The sequence below is a fragment of the Serratia sp. CY82433 genome (assembly GCF_052166535.1).
Taxonomy (GTDB): Bacteria; Pseudomonadota; Gammaproteobacteria; order Enterobacterales; family Enterobacteriaceae; genus Serratia; species Serratia sarumanii.
The window spans coordinates 149,230-164,261 of record NZ_JBJNOR010000004.1; the positions used below are offsets into that span (position 1 = coordinate 149,230).

A 15,032-nucleotide genomic window follows, 5' to 3' on the forward strand; every position below is an offset into this window, starting at 1 on the left:
AGTTCAACCGCCCGCTCACTCGCCCGGTGAACAGGCTCCAACATTGATGATGATACGATGACGAGAAAAATAACCTGGTTAACTGCTCTGGCCTTAGGCATCAGCACCCTGTCGCAGGCCGAAACCGCCACCGCGCCGACCGTGGCGGCCCAGCCGCCGATTGCCGCGGCGGCCGATACGGCGATCGCGCCACCGCCAACCGCCGCGCCGCAGGATCCGAATGCGCCGGTGCGCGACGTGTCGCTGCCGTTTGCGCAGATAGCGCCGCCACCGGGCACCTTTGTTCTGCGCGGCACCCGGCCGGACGGGCAGATCGAATTCGGCGTGCGCAGCGACGAGGTGGTCTCGCAGGCGATGCTCGATATGGAGTTTACGCCATCGCCGGCGCTGATCCCGGTGGAGTCGCACGTTAAGGTCTACCTGAACGACGAGCTGATGGGCGTGACCACGATCGCCAAGGAGCAACTGGGCAAGCCCAATCGCATCCAGATGGCGATCGATCCGCGCTATATCACCGATTTTAACCGCATTCGGTTGGTGTTCGTCGGTCATTATCAAAATATCTGCGAAAACCCGGCCAGCACCTCGCTGTGGCTCGACGTCAGCAAGTCCAGCGCGCTGAAGCTGCGTTTCCAGACGCTGCCGGTGAAAAACGAGCTGTCGCACTTCCCTGAGCCGTTCTTCGACAGCCGCGATAATCGGCCGCTGACGCTGCCGATGGTGTTCGCCGGCCAGCCGGATCTCGCCCAGCAGCGTGCGGCGGGCATTCTGGCGTCCTGGTTCGGCAGCAAGGCGCAGTGGCGCGGGCAATCCTTCCCGACGCTGTACAATGCGCTGCCGACGCAGCGCGCGGTGGTGTTCGCCACCAACTCGCAGCGCCCGGATTTCCTACGCGATTATCCGGCGGTCAACGGCCCGACGGTGGAGATGATCAGCCACCCGGACAATCCGTACGTCAAACTGCTGTTGATTCAGGGGCGTGACGACAACGATTTGATCACCGCGGTGAAGGGCATCGCGCAGGGCAACATCCTGTTCCGCGGCCAGAACGTAACGGTGGACAAGGTGGAACAGCTGGCGCCGCGCCAGCCGTACGACGCGCCGAACTGGGTGCGCACCGATCGGCCGATGACCTTCGCCGAGCTGCAGCAGTACGCCGAACAGCTGCAAACCAGCGGTATCGAGCCCGGGCCTATTTCGCTGACCATGAACCTGCCGCCGGACCTGTTCCTGATCCGCAGCACCGGCATCGACATGCACCTGAAATACCGTTACACCGCGCCGCGCATTCAGGACGGTTCGCGGCTGAGCGTCAGCCTGAACAACCAGTTCGTGCAGGCTTATTCGCTGGTGCCGGAGCACGAGCAGGGCGCGCAGCTGCTGCGCCTGCCGTTGACGCAGGGGCTGCTCGATTCCGACAAGAACGTCAATATCCCGGCGCTGCGGCTGGGGGCCACCAACCAGCTGCGCTTTGACTTCGACTACACCACGCTGCTGGCCAGCGGCGCGGAAGGGCGCTGTGAAACCTACTCCTTCACGCAAAACCACGCGGTGATCGACGGCGCGTCCACCATCGATTTCTCCGGCTACCGCCACTTTATGGCGATGCCGGATCTGCGCGCCTTCGCCAACGCCGGCTTCCCGTTCAGCCGCCTGGCGGATCTGTCGCAAACGCTGGTGTTGGTGAATCAGAAACCGCAGCCGGCGCAGGTCAGCGCGCTGCTGAACGCGCTGGGCGTGATCGGCGCGCAAACCGGCTACCCGGCGCTGGCCTTCACGCTGAGCGATGACTGGTCGCAGGCCAAGGATCGCGACGACGATATCCTAATGGTCGGCACCATTCCGCCGGAGCTGCGCGACGACAAGAAAATCAGCCTGCTGGTGGACGCGACCCAAAGCTGGGTGAAACAGCCGACGCGGCAGCCGCCGCTGCCCAGCGCGGAAGCGCTGGCGGAGGACACCCGGCCGGACAGCAAGACCGCCGTCAGCTCCGAGGGCGCGATGTCGGCGATCATTGGCGTGCAGTCGCCGTTCAACGACCAGCGCAGCATCGTGGCGCTGTTGGCGGACAGCCCGCGCGGCTATGAGCTGTTGAACAATGCCCTGCTGGACAGCGGCAAGCGCGCCGCGGTATTCGGCTCGGTGGCGGTGATCCGCGAATCGGGGGTCAACAGCCTGCGCGTCGGCGATATTTACTATGTCGGCCACCTGCCGTGGTGGGAGCGGCTGTGGTATGCCCTCTCCACCCATCCGGTGCTGCTGGCGGTGATCGCGGTGGTGCTGGTGGTGATCCTGGGGCTGATGCTGTGGCGTGGCCTGAAGGCCTTCAGCCGGCGTCGTCTGGCGCCTGAAGATCGGGATTGACGGCGGTGAACGCCATGCTGCAACGCCTATCGCTCGGCATGCTGCTGCTGTGCGCCTTCAGCGCCGCGGCGGCCTGCGAGTGGCCGGGCTGGCAACAGTACAAGCAGTTCTACATCAGCCCGCAGGGGCGGGTGATCGATCCGAGCAGCCCGAACAAAATCACCACCTCCGAGGGGCAGAGCTACGGCCTGTTCTTCGCCCTGGTGGCCAACGACCGGCCGACCTTCGATCTGCTGCTGGCCTGGACGGAGAACAATCTGGCGGCGGGCGATCTCAGCGCCCGTTTGCCCGCCTGGCTGTGGGGCGAGAGCGATGACAAACAGTGGAAGGTGCTGGACGCCAACTCGGCGTCGGACGCCGATCTGTGGATCGCCTACAACCTGCTCGAAGCCGGCCGCCTGTGGAAAAGCCGGCGCTATCAAACCCTGGGGACGCTGCTGCTGCAACGCATCGGCCGCGAGGAGGTGGCCGACATTCCCGGCCTGGGCCTGATGCTGCTGCCGGGCAAAGTCGGGTTCGTGACGGACGATCGCTGGCGGCTGAATCCCAGCTACCTGCCGCCGCAGCTGTTGGCACGTTTTGCGGCGCTGAACGGCCCGTGGCGCGCGATGCGTCAGGTCAATCAACGGCTGTGGTTGGACACCGCGCCGCACGGCTTCTCGCCGGACTGGGTGGTGTGGCGGGTCGGCGCCGGCTGGCAGCCGGATCCCGTCAAGCCGAACGTCGGCAGCTACGACGCCATTCGGGTTTATCTGTGGGCCGGCATGCTGGCGGACGACGATGAATACAAGGCGGCGCTGCTCGAACGTTTTCAGCCGATGGCGCAGCTCACCGCCAAACAGGGCGTGCCGCCGGAGAAAACCGATACCGCCAGCGGCAAAACCACCGGCGGCGGCCCGGTCGGCTTTTCCGCCTCGATGTTGCCGATGTTGGCGACGCAGGCTGAGGCGCTGGCGACACAGCGGCAACGCATCAGCGAACATCCGCCGGGGGACGACGCCTATTTCAGCGCCTCGCTGACGCTGTTCGGCCAGGGGTGGGATCAACAACGTTATCGCTTTAATCGTCAGGGTGAATTGCAACCCTCGTGGGACGGCCAATGCACAACTTCAAAATAAACTGGCTGAATTTGATTCCGCTGAGCCTGGCGATGCTGCCGCAGGCGCGCGCTGCGGAAGCCGTGGCCCCGGAGCAGTGGCTGCTGGAACAGGTGCGCATTGGCGAGGCCGGCAACAAGGACGATCTGGTGCGCCAGTCGCTGTACCGGCTAGAGTTGATGGATCCGAACAACCCGGACGTGATCGCCGCGCGCATGCGTTTGGCGCTGCGACAGGGCAATATGGCGCTGGCGCAGCAGCAGTTGGATAAGCTGAAAACCCTCGCGCCGCAGTCCAGCGCCTATCGCCAGGCGCAAATGAACATGCTGCTGACGCAACCGGAAACCCGGCAGAAGCTGCAGCAGGCGCGCCTGATGGCGACCGCCGGCCGGTTGCCGGAGGCCAAGGCGCAGTACGATGCGCTGTTCCACGGCGAGCCGCCGACGCTCGATCTGGCGGTGGAGTACTGGCGGCTGGTGGCGCGTTTGCCGGGGCAGGAGGCGAAAGCGTTGAAGCAGCTGCAGGCGCTGGACCAGCAATATTCCGGCAACGTGGCGCTGCGCATGTCGCTGGCGCGCATGCTGTTCAGTCAGAACCAGGACGCGCAGGCCTATGAGCTGCTGCAGAAGATCGCCGCCGATCCGGCCGGGCGCGGCGATGCCGCCGATCTGTGGCTGGACAAGGTCAAAGCGATGCCGGTTAGCGCGCAAAGCGTGGCGGCACTCAACCGTTTCCTCGGCGTGTTCGATACCGGCGATCAGGCGACCAGCGCCCGCGAAGAGCTGGCCAGACAGCAGAAACTGTTGGCCGATCCGGCGTATCAGGCGCGGGTGCGCGGCCTGGCGCAGGTGGATAAAGGCGGCAGCCGGGCGGCCATTCCGGCGTTGCAAAAGGCGCTGGCGGCGACGCCGAACGACGCCGAGGTGCTGGGCGCGCTCGGCCAGGCCTATTCGCGCGCCGGCAACCGCCCGCAGGCGTTGAAGCTGTTCCGCCAGGCGCTGGCCGCCGACACGAACGGCTACGACAGCGGCAAGTGGCAAAGCCTGATCAAGAGCACCAGTTACTGGCTGGCGATAGACGAAGGCGACAAGGCGCTGAAGGCCGGCAATCTTGCGCTGGCCAGGCAGAAATACCAGCAGGCGCGCCAGCTCGACGACCGCGACGGCGATGCGTTTATCGGCCTGGGCGATGTGGCGGTGGCGAGCAAGGATGACGCTGCGGCGGAAGGGTTTTATCAGCAGGCGCTGCGGCGCGATCCCGGTAACGGCAGCGCGCTGCGCGGCCTGGTGAATCTCTATCAACGCCAGTCGCCGGAAAAAGCGCTGGCCTACCTCAACGGCCTGCCGCGCAGCCAACAGGCCAAGCTGCGCAGCACCCTCGACGGGCTGCGGCTCGATATGTTGAAGCAACAGGCGCAGACGCTGGCGGCGCAGCAGCAGTGGCAGCAGGCGGCGGAAATCTATCGCCGCGCCCAGCCGATGGATCCCGACGACGTTTGGCTAACCTATCGCTATGCGCAGGCGCTGCGTCAGGCCGGGCAGCCGCAACAGGCGGACGCCTTATTCCGGCAGCTGGCGCAGCGTCAGCGCGCCAATCCGCAGTTGGCCTATGCCTATGCGCTCTACCTTTCCGGCAGCGATCGCGACGACCAGGCGCTGGCGCAGCTCAATACGCTGCCTGCGGCGCAGTGGAACGACAACATGCGCGAACTGGCGCAGCGGCTAAAAATGCAGGCGGTGATTGCACATGCCGAAGGGCTGCGGGCTGCCGGCGACGAACCGGCGGCGGAAGCCTATCTGCGCCGGCAGCCGGCGGACACCCGCATCGATTTGCTGCTGGCCGACTGGGCGCTGGCGCGCGGGGAGTATGCGGCGGCGCTGGGCGACTATCAGCGGGTGAAACGGCGCGAACCGAACAACCCGGATGCGCAGCTGGGCGAGATCGAAGCCTATGTGGCGCAGGGGGATCTGGACGCGGCGCGCCAGCGGCTGAAAACCGAACCGCAGCCGCAAGACGCTTCGCTCAACAGCCAACGGCGGGTCGCCAACGCCTGGGGCGCGGTCGGCGATCCGCAGCATGCCGAAGCTATCTTCGGCCGGCTGAAAACGGCGGCGGCCGCGGAGCCCGTGGGGCAGACCAAGGCGCTGATCTACCGCGACGCCGCCCGTCTGGAACGGGCGCAGCGGCAGCCGGAGCGGGCGCAGCAGGATTACCGCCAGGCGATGGTGGCCGGCGGCATCACGCCGACGTTGCCGCAGGACAATGACACCTACACCTCTCTGACGCGCAATAACCCGGGCGACGACTGGTTGAAACGCGGCATCCGTTCCGAGGCCGCGGATCTGTACCGGCAGCAAGACGTGAACGTCACGCTCGATCACGATTACTGGCGCTCGAGCGGCACCGGCGGTATTTCCGACTTCAATGCGCACGACACCATGCTGCAGGTGGACATGCCGCTGTATGACGGGCGCGCCTTTTTGCGCACCGACACCGTGCAGCTGGACGCCGGCCGCTTCTCGACCGACGGCAGCGGCAAATACTACGAGACCTTCGGCACCTGCAATACGCAAGGGTGCCGCGGCGATGAACATCAGAAATCCACCGGCACCAGCGTGGCGGCCGGCTGGAAAAACGACCGCTGGGCCGCCGATATCGGCACGACGCCGATGGGCTTCGAGGTGGTCGACTGGACCGGCGGCCTGGCCTACAGCGGCGACTGGAACCACATCGGCTGGACGCTGGCAGCCTCGCGGCGGCCGATCTCCAGCTCGCTGCTGGCGTTCGGCGGCGCCAAGGATCCGAACACCGGCATCACCTGGGGCGGCGTGCGCGCTACCGGCGTCAGCCTGAGCGCCAGCTACGATCGCGGCGAGGCGAACGGCGTGTGGGCCGATCTCAGCGCGCATCAGATTACCGGCAAGAACGTGGCGGATAACCAGCGGCAGCGGTTGATGGCCGGCTACTACTACAAGCTGATCAACGAAGACAATCGCCGCCTGAGCGTCGGGCTCAATACCATGCTGTGGCACTACCAGAAGGATTTGAGCGGCTATTCGCTGGGGCAGGGCGGCTATTACAGCCCGCAGCAATATCTGTCGCTGTCGCTGCCGGTCAACTATCGCCAGCGCACCGAGAACTGGTCGTGGGAGCTGGGCGGTTCGGTTTCGCTGTCCCATTCGAAAACCGACAGCCAGCGCCGCTATCCGCTGCAGGGGCTGATCCCGGATTCGCTGCCCGATAAGTTCGCCGTTGAGGACGGCAGCTCCTCGAGCGGCGTCGGTTATACGCTGCGGGCGATCGTCGAACGCCGTCTCAGTTCGCACTGGACGCTCGGCGCCGGTATCGACATTCAACAGGCGAAGGACTATACGCCGAGCCACGCGTTGATTTATCTGCGCTATTCCCTGGCCGGCTGGCAGGGGGATCTCGATTTGCCGCCGCAGCCGCTGACGCCTTACGCCGACTTCAAGTAGCCGGGAGGGGAAAGATTCGGAGTGTCGGACACCGGGGAGTTTTGTTACCCTGTGTCCGGGTCGCGTTTGTTCGCTTTAGGAAAAGACTGAAACCCGCGATTTTCTTGGTTTTGCCTGCGGCATAGCCAGATAAAAACAGCCGATGATCGAGTATAATCAGCCCGGTTCGAGGGGGCGGGTGAGAGTCAGCCCCCTTTTTTGTTTCAGCCCGATTTCACGGAGAGCAGGTTTGCGGGTCAGGCGTTCGTTAACGATTAAGCAGATGGCGACGGTGTCCGGCGTGGCGCTGGTCACGATCTGCATCTTTATCGTGATCCAGTTATTCCACTTTGTGCAGCAGCGCAGGGATGACTACGCCCAGCAACTGGAGAATATCGCTCAATCCGTGCGCCAGCCGCTGGCGGAAGCGGTGCTGCGCATGGACGTGCCGGAAGCCAAAAAGGTGCTGAACACGCTGTTGCCGGTCGGCATTCTCAGCCGGGCGGATATCGTCTTGCCGAACGAGTTTCAGGCACTGCACGCCAATTTCCCGCCGGAGCGGCCGGTGCCGACGCTGATCGCCCGGCTGTTTGAGCTGCCGATCCAAATTTCCGTGCCGCTCTATTCGCTGGAGCGGGTGCCGGCCAACCAGCAGCCGCTGGCCTATCTGGTGCTGCAGGCCGATTCGTTCCGCATGTACCAGTTTATCCGCAGCATTTTGTCGACCATGCTGTCGACCTACCTGCTGTTGGCGCTGATCCTGTCGGTGGCCATCACCTGGTGCATGAACCGGTTGATGGTGCATCCGTTGCGCGCGATGGCCAAAGAGCTGGAAAACATCTCGCAGGACGAAGCGCCCTACCACCAACTGATGCTGCCGACGCTGCACCAGGACGACGAGCTCGGCCTGCTGGTGCGCAACTACAACCGCAATCAACAGACGCTGGCCAAGGCGCATGCCGACATGAGCCGCCTGAGCACCCGCCATCCGGTGACCGAACTGCCGAATCCGGCATTGCTGAACGCGTTGCTGGAACAGCATATCGCCTCCAGCCTGCGCCCCGAGCGTTTTAACCTGCTGGTGATCGGCATCGAGACGCTGCATGAAGCCTCGGGCGTGATGAGCCCGGCGATGCGTGAAGCGCTGCTGTTGGCGCTGGCGAAGAAGCTGCGCGGCTGCATCGACGAAAACGGCGTGCTGGCGCAGCTGAGCAATACCGAATTCGCCATCCTGGCCAAGGGGACCGAGCGGCCGTTCCACGCCATGCAGCTGGCGCGACGCATCATGGCGGAGATCAACGCGCCCTTGACCCTGGAAGGTCTGGCGCTGCGGCCCAACGCCAGCATCGGCATCGCGCACTACCTCAATCAGGGGGAAAGTGCGGAACAGCTGCTGCGCAGCGCCACCTCGGCGATGATGTCCGCCCACCGTGAAGGAAAAAATCAGATCCTGTTCTTCGAGCCCAGCCTGACGGAACGCACGCAGAAGCGGCTGACGCAGGAGAGCGAGATTTTGCACGGCATCGAGCAGCGGCATTTTACGCTGTTCCTGCAGCCGCAGATCGACATGCAGTCCAACGAGGTGATCGGCGCCGAAGCGCTGCTGCGTTGGCAGCAGTATGACGGCAGCTATACCCTGCCGGCCGACGTTATCCCGCTCGCGGAAGAGCTGGGCGTGATCGTGCCTCTCGGCAACTGGGTGCTAGAAGAGTCCTGCCGCATCCTGGCGGACTGGCAGCAACGCGGCATTGCGCTGCCGCTGGCGGTCAACGTTTCCGGTATACAGATGCAGCATGAGGCGTTCGTCCCGCATCTGAAAAACCTGCTGGCGCAGTATCGGATCGACCCGCGCAAGCTGCTGCTGGAGATCACCGAGACGGTGCGCATCGACGATCTCGACCGCGCGCTGGCGCTGCTGCGCGAGCTGCACGATCTGGGATTGTCGATCGCGCTGGACGACTTCGGCATGGGCTACTCCAGTCTGGAATACCTGAACCGCTTGAAATCCCTGCCGATCGATTTGATTAAAATCGACCGCAGCTTCATTCAGGGGCTGCCGGCCGACGATGCGATGGTGCGCATCGTTAGTGCGATCTCCGAAGTGCTGGCGTTGCCGGTGATGGCCGAAGGCGTGGAAAACGCCGAGCAGCGCAACTGCCTGCTGCAGCACGGCATTCGCAGCGGGCAAGGATTCCTGTTCGCCCGGCCGCTGCCGCGCGCAGCGTTCGAAGCCGAGTTTTGCCGCGCGGCGCCGTAAGCGCCGCGTTGCCTTTCCGGTACTTTTCCCCGTCCGAAAATCGCTATTTCTCTTCTACCTCTTTTGCGTTAGTGCAAACAAAGCATTACGCAATTTTCAGCTTTGCACCCCGACTGACGCGTTTCAGCTCTTAAATTCACATCAACTCCCAGGGGCGGGTGCAACAAATTATTTCCATGTTGTTAAGTGGGTGTTATTTTCCGCGCAAGCGATGAACAGGCTGGATTTTTAGACTGCTGCCTGGTGCGTGTCTTCCCCCCATAGGATGTTCATATGAAAACAACGATCTTTAAGAGCCTCTATTTTCAGGTGCTGACGGCGATCACGCTGGGTATCCTGCTTGGCCATTTCTACCCTGACCTCGGCGCCGAGATGAAACCTCTTGGCGATGGCTTCGTCAAACTGATCAAGATGATTATCGCCCCGGTGATCTTCTGCACCGTGGTGACCGGCATCGCCGGCATGGAAAGCATGAAGGCGGTGGGCCGCACCGGCGCCATCGCGCTGCTGTATTTTGAAATCGTCAGCACCATCGCGCTGATTATCGGCCTGGTGATCGTCAACCTGGTGCAACCGGGCGTCGGCATGAACGTCGATCCAGGCACGCTGGACGCCAAGGCGGTGGCAGTCTACGCCGAACAGGCGCAGCAGCAGGGCATCATCCCGTTCCTGCTGGACATCATCCCCGGCAGCGTGATCGGCGCGTTCGCCAGCGGCAACATTCTGCAGGTGCTGCTGTTCGCGGTGCTGTTCGGCTTCGCCCTGCATCGCTTGGGTGAGAAGGGGCAGCTGATCTTCAACGTGATCGACAGCTTCTCGCGGGTGATTTTCGGCATCATCAACATGATCATGCGCCTGGCGCCGCTGGGGGCCTTCGGCGCCATGGCGTTTACCATCGGTAAATACGGCGTTGGCACCCTGGTGCAACTCGGCCAGCTGATCGTGTGCTTCTATATCACCTGTATCCTGTTCGTGGTGGTGGTGCTGGGCAGCATCGCCCGCGCCAACGGCTTCAGCATTTTCAAATTCGTCAACTACATCAAAGAAGAGCTGCTGATCGTGCTGGGAACCTCGTCGTCCGAGTCCGCGCTGCCGCGCATGCTGGATAAAATGGAGAGGCTGGGCTGCAAGAAATCGGTGGTGGGCCTGGTGATCCCGACCGGGTACTCCTTCAATCTGGACGGCACCTCTATTTACCTGACCATGGCCGCGGTGTTTATCGCGCAGGCGACCAACACCCACATGGACATCATGCATCAGATTACCCTGCTGGTGGTGTTGCTGCTCTCCTCCAAAGGGGCGGCGGGCGTGACCGGCAGCGGCTTTATCGTGTTGGCCGCCACCATCTCCGCCGTCGGCCACCTGCCGTTGGCCGGCCTGGCGCTGATCCTCGGCATCGACCGCTTCATGTCGGAAGCCCGCGCGCTGACCAACCTGGTGGGCAACGGGGTGGCGACCGTGGTCGTGGCGAGGTGGTGCGGCCAACTGGATGAGAAACAGCTGAAAGCCACGCTGAACAACAAAAACGCCGGCGAGGACAAAACGCTGCCTTCCGCCTGATATTGACGGCGAATCACCGGCCGCAGCCGCGGCCGGTGAGGTTTTCCCCCTGCCTCGTAACGATTTCTTGCATTAAAAACCCCGCTATCTATTATTTTTCACTCTAATGAGTGACATCCGCAAAGGCGCGCGGTCTAACACGATGGTACACTTTCTGCTTTCCGCCCCACTGTGAAACTCAGGGCGTATTTTTATGATTCCATTGAATGGAATACACGCATTTGCATAAGAAATTGGATAGTCATTAAGTAGGGGTTCACATGCAGGGCACCAGAATTCATCTTATAGTTGGTGGGCTGCTATTGGCTGCAGCCAGTAGCAGCGTGCAGGCTGAAGCACTACAACCCGATCCTGCCTGGCAGCAGGGGGCGCTGGCCAACGGGTTTTCATGGCAAATTCTCGATACGCCGCAGCGGCCAAGCGACCGCGTGGAACTGCGGCTGATCGTCAATACCGGCTCTCTGGTGGAGTCTTCGCAACAGACCGGCTTCGCCCAGCTGTTGCCGCGGCTGGCGTTGACGCGCAGTGAAAGCTTTACCGCGCCGCAGCTGCGCGCCCTGTGGCAGCAGAGCGTGGATAACGAGCGGCCGCTGCCGCCGGCTATCATCTCGTATGATTTCACCATGTATAATCTCAGCCTGCCGAATAACCGGCCTGACCTGCTGAAAGAAGCGCTGGCCTGGCTGGCGGACACCACCGGCAAACTGGCGATCGACGAGCATACGGTGCACGCGGTGATGAACTCCACCATCAATCCGGTCGGTACTTTCCCGCCCAATACCCAAGACGTCTGGTGGCGTTACCGCCTGAAAGGCTCGACGCTGCTGGCGCACGATCCGGCGCAGCCGGCGAAACGGCCGGTCAACCTCGAACAGCTGAAGAAATTCTATCAACAGTGGTATACCCCGGATGCCATGACGCTGTTCGTTGTCGGCAAGGTCGACAGCCGCAGCCTGGGCGAGCAGATCAACAAGGCGTTCTCGCCGCTGCAGGGCAAACGTGAAACCCCGGCCCCGATGCCGACTCTGACGCCGCTGCCGCAACAGCCGGTGAGCCTGATCAGCGAGCAGGTGAAACAGGATACGCTGTCGATCATGTGGGATTCGCCGTGGCATCCGATTCGCGATTCGCAGAGCCTGCTCCGTTACTGGCGTGGCGATCTCGCCCGCGAGGCGCTGTTCTGGCATCTCCAGCAGACGCTGGAAAAAAGCGACCAGAAGAGCCTGCATCTGGGCTTTGACTGCCGCGTGCAGTACCAGCGCGGGCAGTGCGCCATCCATCTGGATACGCCGAACAACAACCTGAACGGCAGCCTGGGCTTTATCGCCCGCGAGCTGGCCAACGTGCGTGACAACGGCCTGTCGAAAGAAGAATTCGATGCGCTGCTGGCGCAGAAAAACGATCAGCTGAGCAAGCTGTTCGCGACCTACGCCCGCACCGACACCGATGTGCTGATGAGCCAGCGCCTGCGTTCGCAGCAGAGCGGGGTGGTGGATATCGCGCCGGAACTGTATCAGAAGCTGCGCCAGGAGTTCCTGTCCAGCCTGACGCTGGAGACGCTGAATCAGGCGCTGAAGCTGCAGCTTTCTCAGGAGGCGACGCTGGTGCTGATGCAGCCGAAGGGCGAGCCGGAAATGAGCATGAAGCAGCTGCAGGAAACCTATGACGGCATCATGATGCCGGCGCCGGCGGTGGTGACGGAGGAAGCCAAACCGGCCGACGCCGCGGTGGCTGCACCGGCGACGGACGCCGGCGCGCAGTAATGCCCAACAGGGGGCTCAGGCCCCCTCAGTTGCGGTACAGCACCTTGATGATGTGGTAACCGAACTGGGTTTTGACCGGGCCGTAAGGTTTGAGCAGCGGAATGCTGAACACCGCTTTATCGAACGCCGGCACCATCGCGCCCTTGTTGAATTCGCCCAGCGAGCCGCCGTTGCGTTTTGACGGGCAGCTCGAGTATTTGCGCGCCAGCGTGTCGAAGCTGACACCGCGCTTCAGCTTGGCCAGCAGCTCGTTGGCCAGCTTTTCATTGTCTACCAGAATGTGCAGGGCGCACGCCGTTTTTGCCATGGTATTGCCTTTGTCGATGCGAAAATTGCGCTGATTATACCCGCTAAATCTCATCGGCGCTTTCTGCTACAATTCCCTTCCACGTTTTACAGCCGAGCAAGCCAGCACCATGCGATTAAACCCCAGCCAACAACAAGCCGTCGAATTCGTTACCGGGCCCTGCCTGGTGTTGGCCGGTGCCGGTTCCGGCAAGACGCGCGTTATCACCAACAAGATAGCCCACCTGATCCACCATTGCGGCTACCAGGCGCGGCACATCGCCGCCGTGACCTTTACCAACAAGGCCGCGCGCGAGATGAAAGAGCGCGTATCGCAAACCCTGGGGCGCAAAGAAGCGCGCGGGCTGATGATTTCCACTTTCCATACCCTGGGGCTGGAGATCATCAAGCGGGAATACGTGGCGTTGGGGATGAAGTCCAACTTTTCGCTGTTTGACGATCAGGATCAGCTGGCGCTGTTGAAAGAGCTGACCGAAAAGTGGCTGGAAAGCGATAAAACGCTGGTGGCGCAGCTGATTTCGACCATCTCCAACTGGAAAAACGACCTGATCGATCCCCAGCGGGCGGCGGCGCTGGCGCGCTCGGAGCGCGACAAGCTGTTCGCCCACTGCTACGGTCTGTACCACGCCCATATGCGGGCGTGCAACGTGCTGGACTTCGATGACCTGATCCTGTTGCCGACGCTGTTGCTGCAACGCAACGAAGAGGTGCGCGAACGCTGGCAGCAGCGTATTCGCTATCTGCTGGTGGATGAGTACCAGGATACCAACACCAGCCAGTACGAGCTGGTTAAGCTGCTGGTGGGCAACCGCGCGCGCTTTACCGTGGTGGGTGACGACGACCAGTCGATCTACTCCTGGCGCGGCGCGCGGCCGCAGAACCTGGTGCTGCTGAAGGAAGATTTCCCGGCGCTGCAGGTGATCAAGCTGGAGCAAAACTACCGTTCCAGCGAGCGCATTCTGAAGGCGGCCAACATTCTGATCGCCAATAACCCGCACGTGTTTGAAAAGCGGCTGTTTTCCGAGCTGGGGTACGGCGAAGAGCTGAAGGTGGTGACCGCCAACAACGAGGATCACGAAGCCGAGCGGGTGGTGGGAGAGTTGATAGCCCACCACTTCGTGAAAAAGACCAACTACGGCGACTATGCGATCCTGTACCGCGGCAACCACCAGTCGCGGGTGTTTGAAAAGATGCTGATGCAGAACCGCATCCCGTACAAGATTTCCGGCGGCACCTCATTCTTCTCGCGCCCAGAGATCAAGGATCTGCTGGCCTACCTGCGCGTGCTGACCAACCCGGAAGACGACAGCGCCTTCCTGCGCATCGTCAATACCCCCAAGCGCGAGATCGGCCCGGCGACGCTGCAGAAGCTCGGCGAATGGGCCAACCAGCGCAACAAGAGTTTATTCCACGCCAGTTTCGATCTGGGGCTGAGCCAGCACTTGACCGGACGCGGGCTGGAATCGTTGCAGCGTTTCACCCACTGGCTGGGCGGCATCGCCCAGCAGGCGGAACGTGAGCCGGTGGCGGCGGTGCGCGATCTGATCCGCGGCGTGGATTATGAGAGCTGGCTGTTTGAAACCTCGACCAGCCCGAAGGCCGCCGAAATGCGAATGAAGAACGTCAATACGCTGTTCGGCTGGATGACGGAGATGCTGGAAGGCAGCGATCTGGACGAGCCGATGACGCTGACCCAGGTGGTGACGCGCTTCACCCTGCGCGACATGATGGAACGCGGTGAAAGCGAAGAAGAGCTGGATCAGGTACAGCTGATGACGCTGCACGCCTCCAAGGGGCTGGAGTTCCCTTATGTGTTCCTGGTGGGCATGGAAGAGGGCCTGCTGCCGCACCAGAGCAGCATCGATGAAGACAATGTCGATGAAGAGCGGCGTCTGGCCTATGTGGGGATCACCCGCGCGCAAAAAGAGCTGATCTTCACCCTGTGCCGCGAGCGCCGTCAGTACGGCGAGCTGGTGCGGCCGGAGCCGAGCCGCTTCCTGCTGGAGCTGCCGCAGGACGATTTGGCATGGGAAACCGAGCGCAAAGTGGTGAGCCCGCAGGAGCGGATGCAGAAAGGGCAGAGCCATCTGGCCAATATCCGCGCCCAGCTGGCCAAGGCCAAAGGCGGGAATTAAAAAGACAGGGCTAGATGACTGACAAAGGAGGAAAAAGCGTGGTTTTTCCTCCTTTGTGGTTATCAGTCGAAAATCAATGAATTGATTTTCCTTAT

At 62.4% G+C, this 15,032-nt stretch carries 8 protein-coding genes; 7 read left to right on the forward strand and 1 reads right to left on the reverse strand.

The window, feature by feature from the left end:
* Window positions 1–57 precede the first annotated feature (57 nt).
* The 6 genes from bcsB to ACJ8PI_RS19125 all read left to right on the forward strand — a co-directional run bounded on the left by bcsB (window position 58) and on the right by ACJ8PI_RS19125 (window position 12,496).
* Window positions 58–2,364 carry a cellulose biosynthesis cyclic di-GMP-binding regulatory protein BcsB gene (gene bcsB, locus ACJ8PI_RS19100; RefSeq protein ID WP_164134567.1) on the forward strand — a complete coding sequence of 769 codons (2,307 nt, stop codon included), beginning with the start codon at window positions 58–60 and terminating at the stop codon, window positions 2,362–2,364.
* A 5-nt stretch (window positions 2,365–2,369) separates the two neighbouring features.
* A complete protein-coding gene (bcsZ, locus tag ACJ8PI_RS19105; protein ID WP_039568333.1) occupies window positions 2,370–3,482 on the forward strand; it encodes a cellulose synthase complex periplasmic endoglucanase BcsZ in 1,113 nt (370 codons plus the stop codon).
* Window positions 3,464–6,937, forward strand: coding sequence for a cellulose synthase complex outer membrane protein BcsC (bcsC, locus tag ACJ8PI_RS19110; protein WP_164134568.1), 3,474 nt, complete (start codon window positions 3,464–3,466; stop codon window positions 6,935–6,937). The genes bcsZ and bcsC overlap by 19 nt, the downstream gene beginning before the upstream one ends.
* Before the next feature lie 229 nt (window positions 6,938–7,166).
* Window positions 7,167–9,173 (forward strand): biofilm formation regulator HmsP, encoded by a 2,007-nt coding sequence (hmsP, locus tag ACJ8PI_RS19115; protein ID WP_204350486.1) that lies wholly within the window; start codon window positions 7,167–7,169, stop codon window positions 9,171–9,173.
* Between the two features lie 273 nt (window positions 9,174–9,446).
* Entirely contained in the window at window positions 9,447–10,733 is a 1,287-nt protein-coding gene (locus ACJ8PI_RS19120; RefSeq protein ID WP_049195648.1) for a dicarboxylate/amino acid:cation symporter, read from the forward strand.
* Window positions 10,734–10,993: 260 nt separating this feature from the next.
* Window positions 10,994–12,496, forward strand: a complete 1,503-nt coding sequence (locus tag ACJ8PI_RS19125) for a M16 family metallopeptidase (protein WP_033636624.1) — start codon at window positions 10,994–10,996, stop codon at window positions 12,494–12,496.
* A 25-nt stretch (window positions 12,497–12,521) separates the two neighbouring features.
* Here ACJ8PI_RS19125 and ppiC read toward each other — a convergent pair whose 3' ends face one another.
* Window positions 12,522–12,803: a peptidylprolyl isomerase PpiC gene (gene ppiC, locus ACJ8PI_RS19130; protein ID WP_004934175.1), complete on the reverse strand. Its 282-nt coding sequence runs from the start codon at window positions 12,801–12,803 to the stop codon at window positions 12,522–12,524.
* Window positions 12,804–12,912: 109 nt separating this feature from the next.
* Here ppiC and rep point away from each other — a divergent pair, with 109 nt between their 5' ends.
* On the forward strand, window positions 12,913–14,937 hold the full coding sequence (gene rep / locus ACJ8PI_RS19135; RefSeq protein ID WP_033654001.1) for a DNA helicase Rep: 2,025 nt from the start codon (window positions 12,913–12,915) through the stop codon (window positions 14,935–14,937).
* The last annotated feature ends 95 nt before the right edge of the window (window positions 14,938–15,032 follow it).

Bases quoted from the DNA above. Each gene is read 5' to 3' on its own strand.
- bcsB (WP_164134567.1), top strand. From the start codon at position 58: ATGACGAGAAAAATAACCTGGTTAACTGCTCTGGCCTTAGGCATCAGC.
- bcsC (WP_164134568.1), top strand. From the start codon at position 3,464: ATGCACAACTTCAAAATAAACTGGCTGAATTTGATTCCGCTGAGCCTG.
- ACJ8PI_RS19120 (WP_049195648.1), top strand. From the start codon at position 9,447: ATGAAAACAACGATCTTTAAGAGCCTCTATTTTCAGGTGCTGACGGCG.
- ACJ8PI_RS19125 (WP_033636624.1), top strand. From the start codon at position 10,994: ATGCAGGGCACCAGAATTCATCTTATAGTTGGTGGGCTGCTATTGGCT.
- ppiC (WP_004934175.1), bottom strand. From the start codon at position 12,803: ATGGCAAAAACGGCGTGCGCCCTGCACATTCTGGTAGACAATGAAAAG.
- rep (WP_033654001.1), top strand. From the start codon at position 12,913: ATGCGATTAAACCCCAGCCAACAACAAGCCGTCGAATTCGTTACCGGG.